The organism is Vibrio sp. MACH09, assembly GCF_033238805.1.
In the GTDB taxonomy this organism is placed as follows: Bacteria; Pseudomonadota; Gammaproteobacteria; order Enterobacterales; family Vibrionaceae; genus Vibrio.
In genome coordinates this window covers 960,405-983,654 of sequence record NZ_BSFZ01000001.1, presented here as the reverse complement: position 1 = coordinate 983,654, position 23,250 = coordinate 960,405, and the positions used below count along the sequence as shown (strand labels likewise).

At 41.6% G+C, this 23,250-nt stretch carries 18 protein-coding genes; 6 read left to right on the top strand and 12 right to left on the bottom strand.

Going from position 1 to position 23,250, the window contains the following annotated elements:
• The first annotated feature begins 399 nt into the window (after positions 1-399).
• From xylA to CHJ_RS04475, 3 genes are all read left to right on the top strand, one after another.
• Complete coding sequence (xylA, locus tag CHJ_RS04485; protein WP_317916988.1) at positions 400-1,719, top strand: xylose isomerase; 1,320 nt, start codon at positions 400-402, stop codon at positions 1,717-1,719.
• 207 nt (positions 1,720-1,926) lie between these two features.
• A complete protein-coding gene (locus tag CHJ_RS04480) occupies positions 1,927-3,252 on the top strand; it encodes an anti-phage deoxyguanosine triphosphatase (protein WP_317916987.1) in 1,326 nt (441 codons plus the stop codon).
• On the top strand, positions 3,245-3,457 hold the full coding sequence (locus tag CHJ_RS04475; RefSeq protein WP_317916986.1) for a DNA alkylation repair protein: 213 nt from the start codon (positions 3,245-3,247) through the stop codon (positions 3,455-3,457). The genes CHJ_RS04480 and CHJ_RS04475 overlap by 8 nt, the downstream gene beginning before the upstream one ends.
• A 14-nt stretch (positions 3,458-3,471) precedes the next feature.
• On the opposite strand, the gene CHJ_RS04470 is transcribed toward CHJ_RS04475, so the two are convergent.
• Complete coding sequence (locus CHJ_RS04470; RefSeq protein WP_317916985.1) at positions 3,472-4,110, bottom strand: tRNA-uridine aminocarboxypropyltransferase; 639 nt, start codon at positions 4,108-4,110, stop codon at positions 3,472-3,474.
• Between the two features lie 3 nt (positions 4,111-4,113).
• Here CHJ_RS04470 and rrtA point away from each other — a divergent pair, with 3 nt between their 5' ends.
• Positions 4,114-4,680 carry a rhombosortase gene (gene rrtA / locus CHJ_RS04465; protein ID WP_317916984.1) on the top strand — a complete coding sequence of 189 codons (567 nt, stop codon included), beginning with the start codon at positions 4,114-4,116 and terminating at the stop codon, positions 4,678-4,680.
• Between the two features lie 114 nt (positions 4,681-4,794).
• Here the strand turns inward: rrtA and CHJ_RS04460 are convergent, their stop codons facing one another.
• The 7 genes from CHJ_RS04460 to tig all read right to left on the bottom strand — a co-directional run bounded on the left by CHJ_RS04460 (position 4,795) and on the right by tig (position 14,018).
• Positions 4,795-5,094: a ComEA family DNA-binding protein gene (locus CHJ_RS04460; RefSeq protein WP_171755117.1), complete on the bottom strand. Its 300-nt coding sequence runs from the start codon at positions 5,092-5,094 to the stop codon at positions 4,795-4,797.
• Positions 5,095-5,232: 138 nt separating this feature from the next.
• Positions 5,233-7,098, bottom strand: coding sequence for a peptidylprolyl isomerase (gene ppiD, locus CHJ_RS04455; RefSeq protein WP_317916982.1), 1,866 nt, complete (start codon positions 7,096-7,098; stop codon positions 5,233-5,235).
• A gap of 148 nt (positions 7,099-7,246) precedes the next feature.
• Positions 7,247-7,519: an HU family DNA-binding protein gene (locus tag CHJ_RS04450; protein ID WP_171755095.1), complete on the bottom strand. Its 273-nt coding sequence runs from the start codon at positions 7,517-7,519 to the stop codon at positions 7,247-7,249.
• A gap of 194 nt (positions 7,520-7,713) precedes the next feature.
• The gene (gene lon, locus CHJ_RS04445; RefSeq protein ID WP_171755096.1) at positions 7,714-10,065 is read right to left on the bottom strand and encodes an endopeptidase La; all 2,352 of its coding nucleotides are present in this window, start codon (positions 10,063-10,065) and stop codon (positions 7,714-7,716) included.
• 384 nt (positions 10,066-10,449) lie between these two features.
• Positions 10,450-11,730: an ATP-dependent protease ATP-binding subunit ClpX gene (gene clpX / locus CHJ_RS04440; protein ID WP_317916981.1), complete on the bottom strand. Its 1,281-nt coding sequence runs from the start codon at positions 11,728-11,730 to the stop codon at positions 10,450-10,452.
• An 83-nt stretch (positions 11,731-11,813) separates the two neighbouring features.
• Entirely contained in the window at positions 11,814-12,440 is a 627-nt protein-coding gene (gene clpP / locus CHJ_RS04435; RefSeq protein ID WP_171755098.1) for an ATP-dependent Clp endopeptidase proteolytic subunit ClpP, read from the bottom strand.
• 276 nt (positions 12,441-12,716) lie between these two features.
• Positions 12,717-14,018, bottom strand: coding sequence for a trigger factor (gene tig, locus CHJ_RS04430; RefSeq protein ID WP_171755099.1), 1,302 nt, complete (start codon positions 14,016-14,018; stop codon positions 12,717-12,719).
• A gap of 685 nt (positions 14,019-14,703) precedes the next feature.
• Between tig and CHJ_RS04425 the strand changes: the two genes are divergently transcribed.
• On the top strand, positions 14,704-16,509 hold the full coding sequence (locus CHJ_RS04425) for an ATP-binding protein (RefSeq protein ID WP_317916980.1): 1,806 nt from the start codon (positions 14,704-14,706) through the stop codon (positions 16,507-16,509).
• Positions 16,502-17,845 carry a sigma-54-dependent transcriptional regulator gene (locus CHJ_RS04420; RefSeq protein WP_317916979.1) on the top strand — a complete coding sequence of 448 codons (1,344 nt, stop codon included), beginning with the start codon at positions 16,502-16,504 and terminating at the stop codon, positions 17,843-17,845. Before CHJ_RS04425 ends, CHJ_RS04420 begins: the two co-directional genes overlap by 8 nt.
• A gap of 32 nt (positions 17,846-17,877) precedes the next feature.
• Here the strand turns inward: CHJ_RS04420 and CHJ_RS04415 are convergent, their stop codons facing one another.
• The 4 genes from CHJ_RS04415 to CHJ_RS04400 all read right to left on the bottom strand — a co-directional run bounded on the left by CHJ_RS04415 (position 17,878) and on the right by CHJ_RS04400 (position 23,165).
• Positions 17,878-19,824, bottom strand: a complete 1,947-nt coding sequence (locus CHJ_RS04415) for a DUF3857 domain-containing protein (protein ID WP_317916978.1) — start codon at positions 19,822-19,824, stop codon at positions 17,878-17,880.
• Positions 19,825-20,033: 209 nt separating this feature from the next.
• Complete coding sequence (locus CHJ_RS04410) at positions 20,034-21,395, bottom strand: TRAP transporter large permease (protein ID WP_171755103.1); 1,362 nt, start codon at positions 21,393-21,395, stop codon at positions 20,034-20,036.
• 3 nt (positions 21,396-21,398) lie between these two features.
• Entirely contained in the window at positions 21,399-22,022 is a 624-nt protein-coding gene (locus tag CHJ_RS04405) for a TRAP transporter small permease (protein ID WP_317916977.1), read from the bottom strand.
• Positions 22,023-22,166: 144 nt separating this feature from the next.
• A complete protein-coding gene (locus CHJ_RS04400; RefSeq protein ID WP_171755105.1) occupies positions 22,167-23,165 on the bottom strand; it encodes a TRAP transporter substrate-binding protein in 999 nt (332 codons plus the stop codon).
• Positions 23,166-23,250: the final 85 nt, after the last annotated feature.

The following is a 23,250-nucleotide window of genomic DNA, read 5'->3' as shown; positions in this document are numbered from 1 at the left end:
GATTTTATTTAACATTTATGATTTTTTGTTTTTTTAACTAACTGTGATCAAGATATAAATAAGCAACAGCTAAAGAAGAGCATAGAGCTAGTTCACCCAACCGCTTAAAGCAATTAATTTTCAACAAGTTAACACAACAACCAAGGCGATAAAGCGATATTTACTACCATGAAAATATGATTTTCTTAGCTAAATATCACTATTTAACGATTTATGAGAGCCAAAGCACAATAAGTAAAAACATGAAATTTATTACCAAATTTCATAATTGAATGAATTTAAATTAAAGCTAAATATAAATTAACCAAGCACACTGATCGTTAATTGAAATTTAATCTCCAATATAGTTAACATCTAAATAATTCAATCTCAAAAACAATTAATACGGAATTTATGGCCATGACTGAGTTTTTTAAAAACATAAGTAATATTAAATATGAAGGGACAGAATCCAATAACCCTTTAGCCTTCAAACATTATGACCCTGAAGCCATCGTGCTTGGTAAATCCATGAAGGAACATCTTAGATTTGCTGCATGCTACTGGCACAATTTCTGTTGGCCAGGGTCGGATGTTTTTGGTGCCAGTACCTTCGATCGCGCTTGGCATAAAAATGGTAGCGCCATGGAGATGGCAAAAATGAAAGCGGATGCCGCATTTGAATTCTTTACCAAGTTAGGCGTGCCATATTACTGTTTTCATGACATCGACGTGTCACCTGAAGGAAACTCGTTAAAAGAGTATGTTAGAAATTTCGCTGAAATGACTGACGTACTAGAGAGAAAACAACAGGAAACAGGTATGAAATTACTTTGGGGAACAGCCAATGTCTTTTCTAACCCACGCTTTATGTCTGGAGCCAGCACCAATCCAGATCCTCAAGTATTCGCCTACGCATGCGCTCAAATATTTAATGCCATGAACGCTACCCAGCAATTAGGTGGGGAAAACTATGTACTCTGGGGAGGACGTGAAGGTTACGAAACCTTATTAAACACCGATCTGCGCCAAGAGAGAGAGCAACTAGGTCGATTAATGCAGATGGTAGTGGAACACAAACATAAAATCGGTTTTAAAGGCACAATATTAATTGAGCCAAAGCCACAAGAACCCACCAAGCATCAATATGATTATGACACCGCAACGGTATACGGATTTCTAAAACAGTTTGGTCTTGAGAAAGAGATCAAAGTGAATATTGAAGCTAACCACGCGACACTCGCAGGACATAGTTTCCAGCATGAAATTGCCACCGCTATCTCTTTGGGATTATTTGGTTCCATCGATGCCAACCGAGGCGATCCTCAACTAGGCTGGGATACCGACCAATTCCCGAATAGTGTAGAGGAAAACTCGTTAATAATGTATGAGATCCTTAAAGCGGGCGGCTTCACCACTGGAGGTTTCAACTTTGATTCCAAATTGAGACGACCTTCTATTGATGCAGAAGATCTCTTCTACGGCCACATTGGCGGCATGGACACCATGGCGAAATCACTACAGATAGCCGCCACTATGATTGAAAATGACTTACTGTCGCAGAATATTGCCAATCGTTATGCAGGCTGGAACCGTGACTTAGGCCGACAAATTCTTAATGGTGACCTGAACCTAGAAGATATCGCTAAGTACGCAATGAGTAACAATATTCAGCCAAACAGAGAATCTGGCAAGCAGGAGTTGTTAGAAAATATAGTCAACAGCTATTTATACAAGTAAACCTCTTACACCAGAAGTTTAAACAACTGGCTGTGACTCAAGAGTAGCTTCCCCCGAGCTACTCTTTTTTTATTCTCTTTGCACACTTCTCGGTCTCGTTTTCTACTATCCACTATTTAACACAGCAGCAACTGCTTGCTTTTCCAGCGCTTATTTCGCATATTATATTCAAGGATTTACCTTAGATAACTTTGGCTTGGAGTCGTTATGGATGACAAACAACAAACGCTTTGGCAGCAAAGAATCAATAACGAACACAAACTAAGACGTAAAGATCACCGAGATCCTTATCAACGTGACCGCGCAAGAATTTTGCACTCTGCTGCATTTCGACGCTTACAAGCCAAAACTCAAGTACATGGCACCGGGGTAAATGACTTTCACCGAACTCGACTCACACACTCATTAGAAGCGGCGCAAATAGGCTCTGGCATTTTGGCTCAATTGGAACAAAAACAGCCTAACAACCAAGCATTACTGCCTTCCGCCAGCTTAATTGAGTCTCTCTGCCTTGCCCACGATATTGGTCACCCTCCTTTTGGTCACGGTGGAGAAGTGGCGCTCAATTATGCCATGCGTGACCATGGTGGGTTTGAAGGCAATGCTCAAACATTTCGCATCATGACTCAATTGGAGCCATACACAAAATCTCACGGAATGAATCTGTCGAGACGAACACTACTTGGCTTATTAAAGTATCCATCATTATTGAGTGAAGTACGAAGTGAGCACTTACCTAATCCGGTATCTCATCAACGTAAGCTAAAAGCAAAAGAGTGGACACCAGCCAAAGGCATCTACAATTGTGACAAACCGGATTTTGAATGGGTACTAGAGCCTTTATCTGACAATGATAAACAACAGTTCTGTTCTAGCCGTAAAGTGGATGATTCTCCTTTAAGCCACCGGAAAACTAATTTCAAATCCCTCGACTGCTCAATTATGGAACTGGCAGATGACATCGCTTATGGTGTTCATGATCTTGAGGACGCCATTGTGCTGGGAATGGTGAACCACCATCAATGGCAGGAAGCCGCCGCCAGTCAATTAGCCGAATGTGGCGATGCATGGTTTGAAAGCAATATCAGTACCATTGGAGAGATGCTGTTTTCCGGAGAACATTACCAGCGCAAAGATGCCATTGGCGGCATCGTCAATACCTTCTTAACCAGTGTCAACGTACAGCAGGTTCACCATGCTGAGTTCGACAGCCAATTGCTAAGTAGCAACGCCTATTTAGAAGGCGACTTAGCAAAAGCGTTGGCGGTATTTAAACACTTTGTCAGTGACTATGTTATTCAGATTCCAGAAGTTCAAATTGTAGAGTACAAAGGACAACAAATAGTGATGGATCTTTTTGAGGCACTAAGTGCTGATCCAGAGCGTCTACTCCCCGATGCAACCAAGCAGAAATGGTTGCTGGCAAATGAACACGATGGCAATGGTATGCGAGTAATATGTGATTATATTGCGGCAATGACCGACGGCTATGCACAAAAACTTCACCAACAGCTGTTCTCATATCATGGATAATAATCAACAATTTCAACTGCTGGTAGAAACACTAGAAGCATCAGAAGCATCAGCGAATCTGGATAATGCGGAGAAAATGAGAGCTTATGTAAAAGATAAGTTTCTATTTTTGGGTATCAAGACACCGCTACGTAGAACGATAACTCGTCCATGGTTAGCATTACAGCAAGCAAATATCTTTAACTTCTTCCGTTCTTCTCTTTAGTTAATCGCTATTTTCTATCGGTTATATCGCTGCTTAACCAGTTCTGCTGGAACCTGCTGCAAATACGCCTCAACAAACTGCTCGAACGCGAACAGTAAGGGAGTAAAATCACCATCTGGCTCGATAACCGATAAGGCGTGATAACCTGCTTCAACCGTAGACAAACTATTGCTGTCAGGTGCTTTCCGTATTGTATACTGCCCTTGAACACTATTTGCTAATCGGTAGCTTGGCAAATGATGTAGGTTTGTTGAAAGCTGATACATTTTAAACGCCTTTTTCCACGTACCATCTAGCAATATTAAACGCACACTGTTTTTATCAGCTTTAGTCTGCCTTGATGATTTATGCTTTGCTGAGGGTATATTCTGTAGCGACAACTCCATGGCATTCTCAGCAGGGTAAAGCAATAAATTATCGTATCCGGGCTGCTGCAGTAGCTCATTAAATGGCGAATGTTGCGAAAAATCTTCGCCAATAAAACAGTGACAGTTTGACAAAGATAAGGTAAGAATTTTTGCCGTCCCTTTGGCTCGCTTCACTTCTGTCGGATGTTGTAAAATGATAAGCTGCGTTTTCGCCTGCACTGTCTGTATCATTGAACAGATACACGCTTTTTTTGCTCTACCGCATTGAGCACAATATCGAGACATATAGTGAATAGATACCTTCTGTTAGCCATCATTACTGTTATCAGCGCCATTTTACAACTGCCTCAAATTCAGGCAACCGTTATATGGCATGCCACTCTTATTGAGCAAGGAGAATGGTGGCGAATCCTAACAGGAAACTTTACTCATACTAACGTGACTCACCTAATTATGAACATGGCAGCGTTATGGATCATAACCTATCTTTTTCGCCCTACAGCCAGCAGCTTATTATTCATCTTAATCAGCAGTGCCATTTTTGTTGGTGGAAGTTTGCTCTTTGATAATTTAACAATCTATGCCGGATTGTCAGGAGTACTGCACAGTATATTTGCCTATTACGCCCTCTGTGAAGCGTTATCCGGGCGACGCTCCAGTTGGTTACTTGTGATTGGGGTCATTGCAAAAATCGCTTATGAGCAGTGGTTTGGCCCATCATCGAGTACCGCAGCATTAATTGAAGCCAATGTCGCGATTGAGGCGCATCTCGCTGGCGGCGTGTTTGGTACTGCGTGTGCGATACTGGTGAACTTGAGCCGAAAATGGTCTTTAATAAACAAACCACGCAAATGAACAGATAATAAAGACAATTTGATTATCTATCTAAGCCACCTCAGCCCGGAGCAATACTAAGTAATTTAACCTCAGCTCGAGATAATTTAGGTGATTCCGAACCGAGGTTAAACACTACAACTCTATTCTAGAACGGTTCTTTTCGATAAATGCGGGGCCGATTCCTTTTACATTCATTAACTCATCCACCGTTTTAAAAAGACCAACTTTCTCTCGATAGTCAATAATCCGCTGCGCTTTAGCTTCTCCGATGCCGGTTAAAAGCGTGGAGAGCTCTTCTAAGCCTGCAGTATTAACATTGACGGTGATTGTTATGCCCTGATGCTCTTTATCCGTTAGCTGCCCTTCTGGCGTAGCGTAGCTGGGGAGAGTAAAAGTAAAACAGAGTAAAAATAGAGATAATCGTTGATACATTCGCATATTCGTTCCTCCATAGTATTGAAATGCAGCAGTATCATCAGCCACTCATCGTGCTTTTGTCGTTGTTACTGCGACAAAAATAGAACGGGCCGCTAAAGCGGCCCGTTTGATTTACTATGATTGAACATTAATTTACGGCTGAGCGCTCACAACGTAGTATTCAATGTCAGCATCTACACGAAGCGTTTTCACCACAGCATCTATATCTTGCTGAGAATTTGAACGTGCAAGCTGAGCAGTAATCTGTGTTGTAAAGTCAGCATTATCAGACGTCATTACTTTATCTAGCTCAACAACAATAATGTTACCTTGCAAGTCCGTTGTCTGAGTATATGTGGCTTGTTCTTCTGTTGGCTTAGCCATAGCAAAGACTGCTTGCGCCAATGGGTTGCCACGATCAATGGTTTCTAACTCACTAAATGATACGCCATTGTCGGCCATGACTTTGTCGTCGCCTTGTTTAAGTGCTTCAACAACCGTAGTTGCAATTTCCATTGCTTGCTGCTCACCTTTAACCGCTGACAACTGAGCAACCACTTGCGATTTTACCTCTTCAAACGGTAGTACTGTCGCATCACGCGTCTCTTCAACACGCACAACAATAACGTGCTCAGGGGCAACTTCTATCACTTCAGAGTTAAGTCCGTCTTCTCTTACTTCTGGGCTTAAAATTGCCTGCATTACGGTTGGGTTAAGCAGTAATGCTGGAGCATCAGCCTGAGAAACAAAGTCGGTAGTTACAATGCTTGCGTTGATCGTCTCAGCAGCATCATCTAACGAATCAGGATACTCAAACGCCACTGTTTCTAGCTTAGTTTGTAACGCATAAAACTGCTCAATAGCTTCTTGCTCTGCCATCTCAGTTTTAATTTCCGCTGCAACATCAGCAAATGCTTTTGCTTGAGAGGCTTTCAGAGCGTCCAGCTTGATAATATGATAACCAAAAGCGGACTTAACTAAACCTGTGGTTTCACCTTCTTTGCTTAGCGCAAATGCTGCCGCTTCAAATTCTGGGTCCATCACATCTTTTTCTACCCAGCCTAGAGAACCGCCCTCTTCTGAACTGCCGATATCTTCGGATTTCGCTTTTGCCAGTTCTGCAAAGTCGGCACCAGCGTTGAGTTCATCCAGAATCGCTTGTGCTTTCGCTTCATCGTCCCCTTCAACCAGAATATGGCTTAGCTGACGCTGTTCTGCTGACGAGTACTTATCAATATTTTCGTAGTAGTACTGTTCAGCTTTCTCATCACTAATTTCAATTTGATCTTTCAACGCTTGGGCAGAAAGTTCGATATAGGCAACTTTTGCTTGTTCAGGGCGAGTATAGCTTGATGAATTCGCGTCGTAGTATTCTTGTAATTCGCTGTCTGTTAACTCAACATTTTTAGCGTAATCTTCGATATTGAAAACGATGGTGCGAACGTCACGGGTTTGAGTCAATAATGCATTTTGAGCATCGACTTCAGCAGCCAAAGAGAATTCACTGTTTTGCAACGCAGACAATACTTGCTGACGTGTCATATCACGGCGAAGGTATTCTGCGAAACTGTCTACTGAGAAACCGGCTCTTCTTAATGTGGCGGCATAGATATCTTGATCAAACTTGCCATCATTCTGGAATTCTTGCATACGCAGAATTTGGCTTCTGATTTGCTCATCACTAATACGCATGCCAAGAGACTCTGCGTACTGTTCTAAAAGAACTTGGTTAATCATCCGATCTAGGATTGATTTTCGGAAAGATTGAACATATGCCGGATCAGCAAGAAGGTTAGCAAAATAGTCCCCCATTTGCGATTGCATTCGGTTACGTTCACTTGTGTACTCTTGCTCAAAAGCCCCGCGACCAATTTCTGTATTATTTACTTTTGCCGCGGCATTGTTGCCACCACCAGTAATATAGCTGCCAACACCGGCAAATACGAAAGAGAGGATAATTAACCCAAGGATAATCTTAACCGCGATGCTGTTCACGCCTTCGCGTAATCGATCCATCATAATCTTACTTGTCTCCACAGATTGAGCCAGAAGAAGGTTCTTCGCTCACTAAAAGTTGAATAGCCGAATAATATCAGAAAAAGAAATGCGCACCAATGTGATGCGCATATTTACAATCTTTAGTTAGACAAAAGTTGTCTAGACTTGCTTAGTTACAAGCTTCTTTAAGAGCTTTACCTGCTTTAAATGCTGGTACTTTAGCTTCTGCGATTTGGATTTCTTCGCCAGTTTTAGGGTTACGACCTGTGCGAGCAGCACGAGTACGAACGCTAAATGTACCAAAACCAACTAGAGCAACTTGCTCTTCAGCGGTTAAAGTTTCTGTCACTGCTTCAATGAAAGCATCAAGTGCACGACCAGCTGACGCTTTTGAAATATCGGCATTTTCTGCGATTTTTTCTACTAATTGTGTTTTATTCACGTTTATTCCCCTTGTCGTTACCTGTTATTTTTTGAATAGGTAACATTCGTTCCATATAAAATATAAATTCTGCGCTAAGCCTTTAGGAATATAGCTTAAAGCAACAGTTGCCTAACTTAGCGCCCAAAAAAAACGCTGACAAGTATTTTTCCACTCTGTCAGCGTAATTCTTTACTTATTTTTGCAGCAGGTCACTATTTTGCGGACTCTACAGTAAAGCCCGACGGGTCTTTCTCTAGTGCAACGCTCAATACTTCATCAATCCACTGCACCGGTTTAATCACTAAATCAGCAATAACGTTGTCCGGAATCTCTTCTAAATCACGTTCGTTGTCTTTAGGAATCAATACCGTCTTAATTCCGCCACGATGTGCCGCAAGTAATTTCTCTTTCAGTCCACCAATCGGTAATACTTCACCTCGAAGAGTAATTTCTCCGGTCATAGCCACTTCTGCTCGAACGGGATTACCCGTTAAGCTAGAAACCAGCGCGGTACACATTGCAATACCCGCACTAGGGCCATCTTTCGGTGTTGCACCTTCAGGAACGTGAACGTGTATGTCACGCTTCTCATAGAAGTCTTCATTGATGCCTAACTTACCAGCACGACTACGCACAACCGTCATCGCAGCCTGAATCGACTCCTGCATAACATCGCCCAGAGAACCTGTTTGCGTCAGCTTGCCTTTACCCGGCATCGCTTCAGTCTCGATAGTCAGCAAATCACCGCCTACTTCGGTCCACGCTAGGCCAGTGACTTGACCAACGCGATTGCTTTCATCTGCTTTACCGTAATCAAAACGTTGAACACCTAAATACTCTTTTAGGTTATCCATATTCACCGTTAGCTGCTTAAGGTTTTTATCCAGCAGGATGTTTTTCACCGCTTTACGGCAGATCTTAGAGATTTCACGCTCTAGACCACGTACACCCGCTTCACGCGTGTAGTAACGGATAATGCCAATAATCGCTGAATCTTCGATGTCAACTTCACCAACTTTCAATCCATTGCGTTTCATCTGTTTTTCAACAAGATGTCGCTTAGCGATATTCAACTTCTCATCTTCGGTGTAACCAGAAAGACGAATAACTTCCATACGGTCTAAAAGTGGCCCTGGAATGTTCATCGAGTTCGATGTAGCAACAAACATAACGTCAGAAAGATCATAATCCACTTCTAAGTAGTGATCGTTAAAGGCGTTATTCTGTTCTGGATCAAGAACTTCCAATAGCGCTGATGACGGGTCACCACGCATATCAGATGACATTTTGTCTATCTCATCTAGCAAGAATAGTGGGTTTTTAACCCCAACTTTAGACATTTTCTGGATAAGCTTGCCCGGTAACGAACCGATATATGTGCGTCTATGACCACGTATTTCAGCTTCATCACGGACACCACCTAATGCCATACGAACATATTTACGACCTGTCGCAGAAGCAATAGATTGACCAAGTGATGTTTTACCAACACCTGGAGGACCAACCAAACAAAGTATTGGACCTTTTAGCTTATTAATACGGTTTTGAACCGCCAAGTATTCTAAGATTCGTTCTTTCACTCGCTCCAGACCATAATGGTCGTGGTTAAGCACTTGTTCTGCTTTTGCTAAGTCTTTTTTCACTTTAGAACGTTTTGCCCAAGGTACGCCAACCATCCAATCGATGTAACTTCTAACCACGGTCGCTTCTGCCGACATTGGTGACATCATTTTCAGTTTTTGCAGTTCTTGCTCGGTTTTTTCACGAGCTTCCTGAGGCATTTTTGATTCTTCAATTTTTTTCTTCAGCGTTTCAAACTCGTCAGGCGCATCATCCATGTCACCGAGTTCTTTTTGAATCGCTTTCATCTGCTCGTTCAGATAGTACTCGCGTTGAGATTTTTCCATCTGTTTTTTCACGCGACCACGAATGCGTTTTTCAACTTGCAGTATGTCGATTTCCGATTCCATTTGTCCCATCAGGAACTCGAGACGTTCGTTAACATCTACAATTTCAAGCACTTGTTGCTTTTCTGCCAATTTCAATGGCATATGCGCGGCGATGGTATCTGCCAAACGCGCAGCATCATCTATACCTGATAGAGACGTTAGCACTTCTGGTGGGATTTTTTTGTTGAGTTTTATAAAGCCTTCGAACTGATTGATAGCACTGCGAACAATCACTTCTTGCTCTTTCTCATCAAGATCCGGGGTGATCTGATATTCGGCATCCGCTAAGAAAAAGTCATTTTCTTTAAATTGGTGAATTTTGGCTCTTTGCTGACCTTCAACCAACACCTTTACCGTTCCATCAGGAAGCTTCAACAACTGCAAAATAGTTGCAATCGTTCCTATACCAAATAGATCGTCGATGGTTGGCTCATCGGTGTCTGCTTCTTTTTGAGCGACAAGAAGGACTTGTTTGTTGTTATCCATTGCTGATTCCAAGCAACTGATCGATTTTTCACGACCAACAAACAAAGGAATGACCATATGCGGATAAACCACAACATCACGCAGTGGTAGCACTGGAATCTCGATACGTTCGGAACGTTCCAAGTTCATATTTTTCTCTCTATCCGTTTGTTCTTATGAGAAGTATACTCAAGTAACCTCAAAATATTTGTTCAGCGAGAATTTATTGGCTTCTGATCAAGGCACTGATTTGAAGGCATAGTCATTCTACGGCAAGAATCTGTAACACAGAGCAGGAGCCAATAAAACTCGCCCTTTGGGAGCACATCAACATGCCCACTTCTGCGTCAGATAACCTTGAAAGGGGACACCATTCCTTCGGTTATCTTTCTTGAACTGAACCTGTTGATGCTGCTCTGAATCCTACATCTTGAGGTCACTTGAGTATATATGGGGTCTTTTTAAAGGTATTCAATAAGGGAACAAAAAAAAGGAGGTAATTACTTACCTCCTTGGTTAATCGCTATTTGTAGACTACTCAGCGCCAGCAGCTTGGCTCTCTTTGCCGTTATAGATAAGCAAAGGCTCTGATTCACCGTTAATCACGGATTCATCAATCACCACTTTGCTTACATCTTCTGATGATGGTAGTTCATACATAGTTTCAAGAAGCACACCTTCAAGAATTGAACGAAGACCACGAGCACCGGTTTTACGTTCCATCGCTTTTTTAGCAATCGCTTTTAACGCATCTTCACGGAACTCTAACTCAGCATCTTCCAACTCAAACAGTGCAGAGTACTGTTTTGTTAGTGCATTCTTTGGCTCACACAAAATTTGGATTAGTGCATCTTCATCAAGTTCAGTTAACGTCGTTGTCACTGGAAGACGGCCAATAAATTCTGGAATCAAACCATATTTAACTAGGTCTTCAGGTTGCACCTGCTTAAATAGCTCACCCACGGTTTTGCTTTCGTCTTTTGAACGAACTTCTGCGCCAAAACCAATACCGGTTCCTGTCGCAACACGCTGTTCAATAACTTTGTCCAAACCTGCGAATGCGCCACCACAAATGAAGAGAATCTTTGAAGTATCGACTTGCAAAAACTCTTGTTGTGGATGTTTGCGTCCGCCTTGGGGAGGTACGGATGCAACGGTACCTTCAACCAGTTTTAGTAACGCTTGCTGAACACCTTCACCGGATACATCACGAGTAATTGAAGGGTTCTCGGCTTTGCGTGAAATCTTGTCTATTTCATCGATATAAACAATACCACGCTCAGCTTTCGCTACGTCATAATCGCATTTTTGTAGCAGTTTCTGGATGATATTTTCAACATCTTCACCCACATAACCTGCTTCAGTTAGCGTTGTTGCGTCTGCCATAGTAAACGGAACATCGAGGAAACGTGCTAGCGTTTCTGCAAGCAATGTTTTACCGCTACCCGTTGGACCAATCAAAAGAATATTACTTTTGCCTAACTCAACGCCTTCTGCTGTAGTATCACCATTGCGTAAACGCTTGTAGTGGTTATATACCGCAACCGCTAACACTTTTTTCGCGTATTCCTGACCGATTACATAGTCATCTAGATGCTCGCTAATATTGCGAGGAGTCGGAAGGGCTTCTGACTCTTTCTTAGGAAGAACATCTTTGATTTCTTCACGAATAATGTCGTTACAAAGATCGACACATTCATCACAAATGTAAACAGAAGGACCTGCAATTAGCTTGCGAACTTCGTGCTGGCTTTTACCGCAGAAAGAGCAATATAGCAATTTTCCACTGCTGCCCTCTTTGCTTTTATCTGTCATTCGCTAACCTCTTAGCCTTTACTTGATTGATTTGAGTGTATATCAATTTTGACCGCTTTTCTCGAAAAAGGTGGTTTTACCTGTTATTCGCCGCGGTGATTCAATACTGCATCCACCAAACCATACTCTACCGCCTGATCCGCAGACATAAAGTTGTCTCGATCAGTATCTTGTTCAACCACTTCAAGAGGTTGTCCAGTATGTTCAGCAAGCAATTTATTTAATTTTTGCTTGATGGTTAAAATTTCTTGCGCATGTATCTGAATATCCGACGCTTGTCCTTGGAAACCACCTAATGGCTGGTGAATCATGACACGAGAATTAGGTAAGCAATAACGTTTACCTTCAGCGCCACCGGCCAATAAAAATGCACCCATTGAACAAGCTTGTCCCATACATACCGTGCTCACATTTGGCTTGATAAACTGCATAGTATCGTAAATCGACATACCAGCCGTAACACTGCCACCTGGAGAGTTAATATACAGGAAGATATCTTTATCTGGGTTTTCTGACTCAAGGAAAAGCAGCTGAGCCACAACAAGATTCGCCATATGGTCTTCTACTTGACCAGTCAGGAAAATCACTCGCTCTTTTAATAGACGAGAATAAATATCGTAGGAACGCTCACCACGAGAAGTTTGCTCAACAACCATTGGAACTAAAGCATCAATAATTGGAGACATTGCGTTTTTATCTTGGTAGCTCATTTTCTTATTTTCCCTAAATAATACCAATCTATATAAGTATCTATCTATTTTGTCTGATTTAACAAGGTTTAGATGAAAAAAGTTAAGCAACTGCTTAACTTATAGTCAAGTAATAACAAATTGTTTGTTCACTAGCTCACCTCAGCCCGGGATAACTTAAGTCTCTCTTATCCTGAGATTAGGTACTTATATAGAGTGGTAAAAATATGGTCCGGATGAATGTTCATACGGACCATAATTATTACTTTAACAAGATTTTACCTTACAACCTGCTTATTATGCTGGTTGTTGGTTCATTAGCTCGCTGAAGTTTGTTTCTTTATCAGAAACTTTAGCTTTCTCGATGATTACGTCTACCGCTTGCTCTTCTAGAGCTACGTTACGCATGTTGTTCATCATCTCTTCATTCTGCTCGTAGTATGCAACTACTTCAGAAGGATCTTCGTAAGCTGTTGCCATCTCTTCGATTAGCGCTTTCACTTTGTCGTCGTCTGCTTTTAGCTCTTCAGTCTTGATTACTTCACCAAGTAGTAGGCCAACAGTTACGCGACGGCGTGCTTGCTCTTCAAACAGTTCACGAGGAAGTTGCTCTGCAGCTTCTGGGTTACCACCAAAACGTTGAGCAGCTTGCTGACGTAGAACACCAATTTCTTGATCAACAACCGCTGTCGGTACGTCGATTGCGTTCTCTTTTACAAGACCGTCAATTGCTTGCTCTTTGATTTTGTTCTTAACAGCTTGAGCCAGTTCACGCTCCATGTTCTTACGAACTTCAGCTTTAAGAGCATCGATACCGCCTTCAGCAACACCAAACTTAGCAACAAACTCGTCGTTCACTTCTGGAAGCTCACGAGATTCAACTTTGTTTACTTTAATTTGGAATTTCGCATCTTTACCTTTTAGGTTTTCAGCGTGGTAATCTTCTGGGAAAGCAACGTCGATTTCAAACTCAGTACCTGCGCGTTTGCCCATGATTCCGTCTTCAAAACCAGGGATCATACGACCTTGGCCCATTTCTAGAGGGAAGTTGTCAGCTTTACCGCCTTCAAATTCTTCGCCATCAATAGAACCGATGAAGTCGATAGTTGCACGAGAACCGTCTTCTGCTGCTGCATCAACTTCAGTCCAAGTTGCTTGTTGCTTACGAAGTGTTTCGATCATTTCATCAACATCAGCGTCTTCAACAGATACAACTGGTTTCTCAACAACGATGTTTTCTAGACCTTTTAGCTCAACTTCTGGGTAAACTTCAAAAGTTGCAGCGAAAACAAGATCTTTACCTGCTTCGTTCTCTACAGGAGCAAACGTTGGTGCACCTGCTGGATTAATTTTTTCTTTAACAATCGCTTCGATGAAGTGGCGTTGCATTACTTCACCCATCACGTCTTGACGTACTGCTTTGCCGTACATTTGCGCAACCATCTTCATAGGAACTTTGCCCTTACGGAAACCATCAAAACGACGGTTTTTCGCGATGTTGCGAAGTTCTGCTGTTACTGCATCTTCGATGTTAGCAGCAGGAACAGTGATGTTTAGACGGCGTTCTAGGCCTTCTAGAGTTTCAACAGTAGCTTGCATTATTTATAAACCTCAAAAAAAACTCAGAACTCTGAGTATTTAGCCATATCACATACAGTTATGACTATATCCGTGTGTTGAGTCTCAAAACGAGACACAAATTCAAATTGAGCTTAGATGACTGAATAACTTCAGACATCTGACTAATAAGCGATATCTTGGCAAAAATGGTCAAGGTATCTCCGATTAGTCTCAGAATCAAAAATTTAGACGCGACATTCTAGCGGCATGACCCATGTCTGTCGAGTGATGTCCTAAAAACTCAATAGAAGATGATACAAAGTCGACAAAAAACGGCATTTTTCTATCGTTTCAGCTCAAAAAAACTTAACTTTGCATCAAAAACATAACTTCGACTCAGAAATGGGGGCAAATTAAGGGTTTTCAATGGAAAACAGATTTTTTTTTGTATAAAGAAGCAAAAAGAGATCTCAGTCTTGTTTTACTATTGAGTCATTAGACCGATTTATGGATATACGGATAACCTTGGAAGGAGATGCCATCTCTTCGGCGATCTTGATTTCAAAAAAATATACTCAAGTGACCTCAAGGTGCTTGTTCAGCGAGAATTTATTGGCTGCTGGTCAAGACACTGATTTGAGGGCATAGTCATTCTACGGCAAGAATCCGTAACACAGAGCAGCAGCCAATAAAACCAGTATTCAACCATAAACAGGGAGTGAGAATGGTTAAACAGCGGCGCATATCATTTATCATTTTTGTTGCTTATGTATTGTGTGTCATCATTAGCGGCCAATGGTATTGGTCAACCCAATACCAACAGCAGGTTGAGCGCAATATTGCTCAACTACAACGCGCCACAAGCCAACTTAATAGCCAGCTCGAAAAGTACGCTTACATTCCTCAGTTGCTCGCCAAAGATCGGGAACTGATCGATGCATTGAAAAACGCCCAAAATAGTGCCCAAATTGAGCTTACTAACCGTTATCTAAAAAGTGTAAACCAGATAATTGAAGCCGCCGATACCTATTTATTAGATATTAACGGAACGACTATTGCAGCAAGTAATTGGGACAGTGATAAAACCTTTATCGGTAGAAACTTTGCTTTTCGCCCCTACTTTCAACATGCATTAAATAAAGGTTCAGGACAATACTTCGCGCTCGGTTCCACTTCTGGCAAACGGGGGTTCTATTACTCTTTTCCTGTTACTTATGCCGCAGAAAAAATTGGCGTGGTGGTGGTCAAGACCAATATCACCGATATAGAAAAGGGCTGGTCCAGCGATAAAAGTTATTTTGTCGCCAATGACCGCAACGGGGTGATCTTTATGTCTAGCAACCCCAAATGGTTGTACAAGAACTTATTTACCCTCTCACCATCACAAGCAGAACAGATCAGAGAGAGTCGACAATATCTTGATAAACAGATCGACAATCTTGATTTTATTCAAGACCACGATGGCTTAAATGGTGAATTAAACAAATCACACTCTGTCTTTTTTAGAGATACTTATATCAGCGCAAAGAAACGTACTGCGGTGCAACCTTTAGAGATTCGTATCCTGACTCCTAAAGTATGGATATTTTGGCAACTATTCGGCTACCTGATTATTTTGAGCCTGATTTTCGCCTTAATATTGATGGTATGGCTATTGATTCGACACCGGCAGATAAAACAGCGGCAGATAGCTCAAATTGAGCATGAAGCATTGCAGAAGCTTGAGTTTCAGGTAATGGAGCGCACTGCAGAGCTACAAATGGAGATAGATGAGAGAGAGAAAACGGAACTGATGCTACGTCAAACTCAAGAAGAGTTGATACAGGCAGCAAAACTGGCGGTATTGGGGCAGATGTCTGCCAGCATTAGTCATGAACTCAATAACCCATTGGCGGCAATACGAAGCTTTGCAGAAAATGGCAAACGCTTTCTCGATAAAGGACAACCAGAAAGAACCATCGACAATCTAAGTCGAATCTCTGCCCTTACCGATCGAATGGCCAAGATCAGTCAACAATTGAAGTCTTTAGCGAGGAAAACCGCCAGTGATGAGTTGGTGGACGCACTTATCCAACCTGTCATCATAACGTCGATAGAACTACTTAAACCACAATTAAGAGCCCGTCAGATCAAGTTAGATATGCAGATAGACAACGAGTCATTGCAAGGTAGGATTAATTTAATTCAATTGGAACAAGTACTCATCAACCTTATTACTAACGCCATTGATGAACTGGAGAAGCGAGAAAAAAGACAGATTTCAATCACACTTACCGAACAAGGTAATGCCATCCAAATTCATATCGACGATACTGGACATGGTTTATCAACCACAAAACAGAGCCAACTGTTTGCTCCATTTTATACCACCAAGCAACATGGGTTAGGATTAGGTCTGTCCATCTCGCTACAGATTATGCAGGCGATGGGTGGCGATTTAACCGCGGAGCCATCCCCTCTTGGTGGAGCTAGATTTACCATAACCATGCCCAAAACAGTAACAGAGGATAACAAAGCCCAGCATGTGTGATGTATTTTTTATTGATGATGAAAGTGATATGCGCCTAGCACATGAACAGAGTTTTGAGCTGGAGGATATTACTGCACAGTTTTTTCCTGACGCAGAAACGGCACTACTCGAAATTAAAAACAGTGGCTACCCTTCTGTCATCGTCAGTGATATTTGTCTACCAGGCATATCTGGCCACGACTTGCTCAATACGGTAATGAGCAATGATCGAGATATTCCCGTCATATTAATTACTGGCCACGGTGATATATCGATGGCGGTTCAAGCCATGCACAGTGGAGCCTATGACTTTATTGAAAAACCTTTCTCCAACGATCGCCTCATTGATACGGTTAAACGAGCAATAGAAAAACGTCAATTAACAGAAGAGAATAAACAGTTAAAACAGGCGCTGAAAGTAAAACAACCTTTAGGTCCGCGGATTATTGGTGAAACCAACTGCGTTCAGCAATTAAGAGAGACCATTTCCCATATTGCTGATACCGGCGCAGATGTGCTGCTGTTTGGTGAAACAGGCACAGGTAAAGAGCTTATTGCTCGCTCGCTGCATGAACAAAGTAGCCGAAGAGAGAACAACTTTGTCGCGGTAAACTGTGGAGCAGTGCCAGAAAACCTAATTGAGAGTGAGTTGTACGGCCATGAAAAAGGGGCATTTACTGGTGCTGAAAGTAAGCGTATTGGTAAATTTGAATATGCGCAGGGAGGGACGCTTTTTTTAGACGAAATTGAATCCATGCCAATGCAAGCACAAATTCGCCTGCTTAGAGTATTGCAAGAGCGCGTAATCGAACGCGTTGGGTCTAACCAAGCCCTTCCTCTAGACATTCGAGTAATAGGCGCCACAAAGGTAGACTTAAAATTGGCGGCCGTTGAAGGGACATTTAGGCAAGATCTCTATTATCGTTTAAACGTAGTGACTCTTGATTTACCCCCACTAAGAGAGCGTAAGGAGGATATTCCTGCCCTTTTCCATCACTTTTTACTGGTTGCCGCCGCTCGCTATAAAAAAGCGGCCACCTCTTTAGCGCCAACCGATTTACAAACATTATTAGCGCACAACTGGCCGGGAAATGTGCGAGAACTTCGCAATGCCGCAGAGCGATACGTGTTATTAGGAAAACTCTCGCAATTAAGTGATAACGTTGAAAGAGAAACGCTATTAGCAAGTTTAGCTGAGCAAGTCGCAGAATTTGAAAAGTCGGCCATTGAACAAGCGCTTATTGAGTGTGGCGGAAGCATAAAAAATACCATGGAGCGACTCAACCTCGCCCGTAAAACTCTCTACGATAAGATGCAACGGTATGAGCTAGATAAAGAGAACTACAAGAGCCTATAAATACGGTCCCGCTATATAGGCTCTTGAGATGATTAATGGGCAACAGATAACGCGTAGCTCAATGTTTTATCCACTTTATCGGTCGTTCTTAAATACCCTCGGAAATTATCCGCTTCAACATAACGTTTTTTCTGATGATAAACATATTTAAGAGTAAACTCATTCGTCGCCGCAGACAGCAACTTGCCTAATGAACTTCTACTGGCAAGCACTTCAAAACTAAAATCAAATTCATCGGATTTAAGCTCTGTTTTTTCATCTTGAATCGTAAATGAATCGTCCAAAGTCACCTTTATATTTTGCGAAATCTCTATTTCCGCTCCCAAATTATAAGGTGATTTACGTCGTTTCATTTGAGGGAAATTGATAAAAGAACTGATCATATCGCCATATATTAATGCCTCACGTCTGTTTTCCTCAATATTTTCCCATATTTGGTCAATAACATAAGTTTCATGAAAGGTGATGACATTGGCGTTACGATCGTCATCGACAAAAATATCTTCATCCAAATAAATATCTGGGTATTGCTTAGTATAATACTCTTCATAATCTCTAGATATTGTAGCCAATGAATTAGAGACAATATAACGACGCATACGATCAGCTTGCTTACCCGAATATTTGGTACTTACTATCATCAAAGAGGGTTTATCGCTATTAATAGTAAATGTTGTTGAACTATCGATTTTATTGACAGAACTTGATTCAATATTGGTTAATTGATCATTGCCCTTTTCTATAATCAACGCATAACCCATCGATGGTGTAGTTACATTTGCTAACTTTGTTGCCTGAAGTTCATTCGTGGCATCTATCCAGTACGGCTTTCCTAAATACTCAAAATAGACGATGACATGGTTAAAAACAGACGCCCCTGGATTTTTAGTATCTAGCGTATGGGTCAAATAAGTATCTACCAATGCCGGGTAGGCATCAATTCCAATGGCGGAAAGTAATGACACCAGCAGTAACGCTTTATCCTTACAGTCGCCATAACCTTGCTCTAAGATAAGCTCAGGTTGGCGTGGCGCATGAGAACCAATACTATTTTCAATACCCAGATACCGAACTTCTTCTTGAGCAATCTGGATCGCTTTAATAATCTGTTTCTCTTTATCTTGCACCGATTCAACTCGATCTAATGCACGGCTAAACAGCTTGCCTGCTGTGTCTTTTTGGTAAAGCGGTAACGCCCAATTAACCACCGACTCCCACTTGTTGAATGTATTAATGTTGATATAAGGATAAGGTGTGTACCAACTAGGCTGGTCACTTTCGTGATAATTATATACCCGTCTTTTATCTGAATAGTAAACCCGAGAAAACTCTTCATCTTGTTCAAAAATAAGCGATGTTTCTGTTTTACCATCAAGCTGGACTGAATAATCGCTGTCATTCGGGTGCTGTATTTCTACATAAGTAGAGAGCACGGGGACGCTCCAGCCAACAGAAATATGGTCGTCGGTCTTGCCGTCGAAAACGGGATTGACGCCAGTTCGAGAAAAGCTGTAGTCAAGAATATCGCCGACTTTTACATCTTTAAGTATTAAGTAATAAGTCTCTTCGCCATTATAAAGAAGCCTATCTAGATCAGCTTCTCTTTTTAATTGTTTAAACTCGACATCGTTTGATTTATCGATGACAGCACCATCTCTAATAATATTAAGACGATGAAATGCTATTTTTTCGTAGCTAGGATCAAAATCAAAACTCAATTGAGAAATGCTTTCTACCCCTTCTAAACTAATCACTTTAGTTGCGTAATGAAAATACTTCGGCGCCCCCTGTTGACGATAATTATATTGTTTATCGACCAGCAGGTATATTTGCCCATCGACATGATTAGATAGAGAATCAGAATCTATCGCATCAACAGGTGTTACCCAACCAGGAGTAGGTGTTAAAGAAAATGACTCTACTGCTAGAGCCTGAAACGAACTAAGCAAACCAAATAGAAATATAACAACCAACTTCATTATAATAAGTGTCCAACTGACTTTTTATTGTGCCGCTATCATAAATGATTCGCCGCTACAGGGCGAATTTCATTAGAACTCGTGCTCTACTATTAATACTTGCCAATGAGTAGCAGAGCCTTCAAATTAAGATTTTGCATACGTAAAGAACGAAAAAGCGACATAAGATTTATCACCTTATGTCGCTTTAATTTTATTAAGAACTGATATTACTTGGTAATTATCTCTGGTCCCATCAAGGATGTTGGTAACCAAGTAGATACCCATGGAACATACGTAACGATAATTAAGAATAGGAACATAACCGCTACCCACGGTAGTGCCGCTTTAACAACATTAATCATCGACATTTTGGCCACGCCGGCGGTAACAAATAGGTTTAGCCCTACCGGTGGCGTAATCATCCCTATCTCCATATTCACCACCATAATGATACCAAGGTGAATAGGGTCAATACCCAAAGCAATAGCAATTGGGAATACTAGCGGTGCCACAATAATCAAAAGACCTGATGGCTCCATAAACTGACCACCAATTAACAACAGCACGTTAACCACAATTAAGAAAGTAATAGGTCCTAAGCCCGCTGACAGCATCGACTCAGTAATCATTTGTGGAATACGTTCTTCTGTTAATACATGTTTGAGTATTAATGCGTTGGCAATAATAAACAGCAACATAATAGTGAGCTTACCAGCCTCAAACAGTGTTGCTTTGGTGTCTTTGTGAACAAAGGTTTGAACCGCTTTTGCAAACCAAGGCAGTGTGTTCTCTTTGTCCGCAAATGGTCCCATATCTTTATAGATAAAGTTTGCGATGAAGAATGAGTAAACAGCAGCGACTGCGGCAGCCTCGGTTGGGGTGAATATACCGCCATAAATCCCCCCTAAGATAATGACCACCAGCAACAAACCCCAACTGGCGTCTTTTGCTGCTAGAATCGCTTCTTTCCAACCGACAAATGGCTGTTTAGGCAGGTTTTTTACCCGTGCGGTAATGTAAATAGCGATCATTAGCATTAGTCCCGCTAACAACCCTGGAATCACCCCACCCAAGAACATACGCCCAACAGAAACATCTGTCGCAGCAGCGTATACCACCATGACGATTGAAGGAGGAATCAAAATACCAAGAGTACCTGCATTACAGATAACCCCTGCGGCGAACTCTTTGCTATAGCCGTTTTTCACCATACCGGCAATAACAATACTACCGATGGCGACTACGGTTGCAGGAGACGAACCTGACAAAGCCGCAAACATCATACATGCAACAACTGACGCCATTGCCAACCCGCCACGGAACCAACCGACCATAGCGATAGCAAATCGAATGATTCTACGCGCTACACCACCTGTAGACATAAAGCTTGAAGCGAGAATAAAAAATGGAATCGCTAATAAAGTGTAATGTCCCGCAAAGGCATTAAATAGGGTTTGTGCCACTGACGCTAGCGAAGCATCGGAATGAAGCAGCAAGAAGAACATACTTGCCAAACCAAGAGAGATCGCAATGGGTACGCCGATAAGCATAAAGGCAATAACCATGATAAAGAGAAATAGAATTGCCATAATTTAGTCTTCCTTCATTTCTGCTTTTAATGCATCTAAATCTTCTTCCGCTTCATGACTCGCAATCATGCGATCCAGCTTGCCAGTAAAGATTTGCAATGCAATTTGTAAAAACCTAAACGTCAGCATCGCCATACCAATAGGCAGAGCCGCATAGGGAATAAAACGAGGCAATTTCTCGTAACGTTCACCTTCATTCAGAACATCGGCCAAAAACTGAAACATTTCGGGCATAGGGATATCATCGGTTTCATACCATGCACGCTCTGTGACAAAAGGAAACCAGTAGTTCCACGATCCGATAAGAAGTAAGATAGAAAAAGTGAGACAGAGTAAAACCGCAACAATAGCGTACGCTTTTCGTAGCCCTTGGGGGGCCATATTAATAACAACGTCTACGCCAATATGAAAATGTTTTTTTACACCATACGATGCACCGACTAAAACCATCCATGCAAACATAAATACCGTAAGTTCTAAGGCCCATAAAATATTGTCATTCAGCACATAACGAAAGACAACATTGGCAAAAGTAAGTAGAGTCATCGCGCCGAGAAAGAAGGCGATTAACGTCTCTTCGAATGCATCGGTGATTTTTCCTACTTTAGTAATAAATGATTGTTCCATTTGAATACTCCCGCTTATTTTTATTGATGCTTCTAGGGTCTGTTGACCCTAAAGTCTGCTGAACTTTAGCGACTAGTTTGTGCTTAAAAGATCAACAGCTGTTAAATATGGGTAGAAATCTACCCATATTTAATTTTCTAGCGGTTATTGTTTATTTGACGCAACTGCAGCTTCGATAAGTTCTGCACCAATGTCTTTTTCAAACTTCTTCCATACTGGTTTAAGAGCCGTCACCCAAGCAGCGCGTTGCTCTGGTGTTAGTGTACGAACCACACCACCTGCATCGATGATATTTTGCTTATTACTTTGGTTAACTTTGGCTGATTCAGAGTTACGAGTTTGAGCCACTTCATTAACAATGGTGTTTAACTGATCACGAACATCAGCAGGTAGCTTGTCCCAAAAGTTGTTAGACGTTACAACTAGGTAATCCAAAATACCGTGGTTGGTTTCTGTTACACCATCTTGAACTTCAAAGAACTTTTTACCGTAGATGTTTGACCAAGAGTTCTCTTGTCCATCGATAACTTTAGTTTGTAGGCCGCCATACACTTCTTTGAATGACATTTTTTGAGGGTTAGCACCCAACTGTTCAAATTGCGCAACCAAAACATCAGATGCTTGTACTCGGAATTTCAGTCCATTAGCATCTTCTGGCAGAATCAATGGTTTGTTTGCTGACATCTGCTTCATACCGTTGTGCCAGAAGGTAAGTCCTTTCAAACCACGACGATTCATCGCATTTTTAAGCTTCTCACCCGATTCTGAGTTTTGGAAACGATCAACGGCATTAATATCTTCAAATAGGAAAGGAAGGTCAAAAATACGATACTTCTTCGTTATTTTTTCAAATTTAGACAGAGAAGGTGCAGCCATTTGAACATCGCCATTAAGCAGTGCTTCGAGGACTTTATCATCATCATAAAGTGTTGAGTTTGGGAAAACCTGCATACAAGCTTTACCATTCATCTCTTCGTTAACACGACTTTCCAATAATGACGCTGCAATACCTTTAGGGTGTTTATCGGCATTAGTTACGTGGCTGAACTTGATAACAATTTCACCAGGGTCACATTGTGCAGCAGCATTGAAACTGGTTAGAGCGATAGCAGATACTGATAGTAGGGTCAGTGGCTTAAACATTTGTTATTCTCCTTAATGATTAAACAGCCCCATCTGTGGGTGCTGTGTAATTAACATAAGGCAAACATCGAGCCAACTTTTAACA

Excerpts from the sequence above, each read along its gene's own strand:
- xylA (WP_317916988.1), top strand. The coding sequence starts at position 400 with ATGACTGAGTTTTTTAAAAACATAAGTAATATTAAATATGAAGGGACA.
- CHJ_RS04480 (WP_317916987.1), top strand. The coding sequence starts at position 1,927 with ATGGATGACAAACAACAAACGCTTTGGCAGCAAAGAATCAATAACGAA.
- CHJ_RS04475 (WP_317916986.1), top strand. The coding sequence starts at position 3,245 with ATGGATAATAATCAACAATTTCAACTGCTGGTAGAAACACTAGAAGCA.
- CHJ_RS04470 (WP_317916985.1), bottom strand. The coding sequence starts at position 4,110 with ATGTCTCGATATTGTGCTCAATGCGGTAGAGCAAAAAAAGCGTGTATC.
- CHJ_RS04460 (WP_171755117.1), bottom strand. The coding sequence starts at position 5,094 with ATGTATCAACGATTATCTCTATTTTTACTCTGTTTTACTTTTACTCTC.
- ppiD (WP_317916982.1), bottom strand. The coding sequence starts at position 7,098 with ATGATGGATCGATTACGCGAAGGCGTGAACAGCATCGCGGTTAAGATT.
- lon (WP_171755096.1), bottom strand. The coding sequence starts at position 10,065 with ATGAACTTGGAACGTTCCGAACGTATCGAGATTCCAGTGCTACCACTG.
- clpX (WP_317916981.1), bottom strand. The coding sequence starts at position 11,730 with ATGACAGATAAAAGCAAAGAGGGCAGCAGTGGAAAATTGCTATATTGC.
- clpP (WP_171755098.1), bottom strand. The coding sequence starts at position 12,440 with ATGAGCTACCAAGATAAAAACGCAATGTCTCCAATTATTGATGCTTTA.
- tig (WP_171755099.1), bottom strand. The coding sequence starts at position 14,018 with ATGCAAGCTACTGTTGAAACTCTAGAAGGCCTAGAACGCCGTCTAAAC.
- CHJ_RS04425 (WP_317916980.1), top strand. The coding sequence starts at position 14,704 with ATGGTTAAACAGCGGCGCATATCATTTATCATTTTTGTTGCTTATGTA.
- CHJ_RS04420 (WP_317916979.1), top strand. The coding sequence starts at position 16,502 with ATGTGTGATGTATTTTTTATTGATGATGAAAGTGATATGCGCCTAGCA.
- CHJ_RS04415 (WP_317916978.1), bottom strand. The coding sequence starts at position 19,824 with ATGAAGTTGGTTGTTATATTTCTATTTGGTTTGCTTAGTTCGTTTCAG.
- CHJ_RS04410 (WP_171755103.1), bottom strand. The coding sequence starts at position 21,395 with ATGGCAATTCTATTTCTCTTTATCATGGTTATTGCCTTTATGCTTATC.
- CHJ_RS04405 (WP_317916977.1), bottom strand. The coding sequence starts at position 22,022 with ATGGAACAATCATTTATTACTAAAGTAGGAAAAATCACCGATGCATTC.
- CHJ_RS04400 (WP_171755105.1), bottom strand. The coding sequence starts at position 23,165 with ATGTTTAAGCCACTGACCCTACTATCAGTATCTGCTATCGCTCTAACC.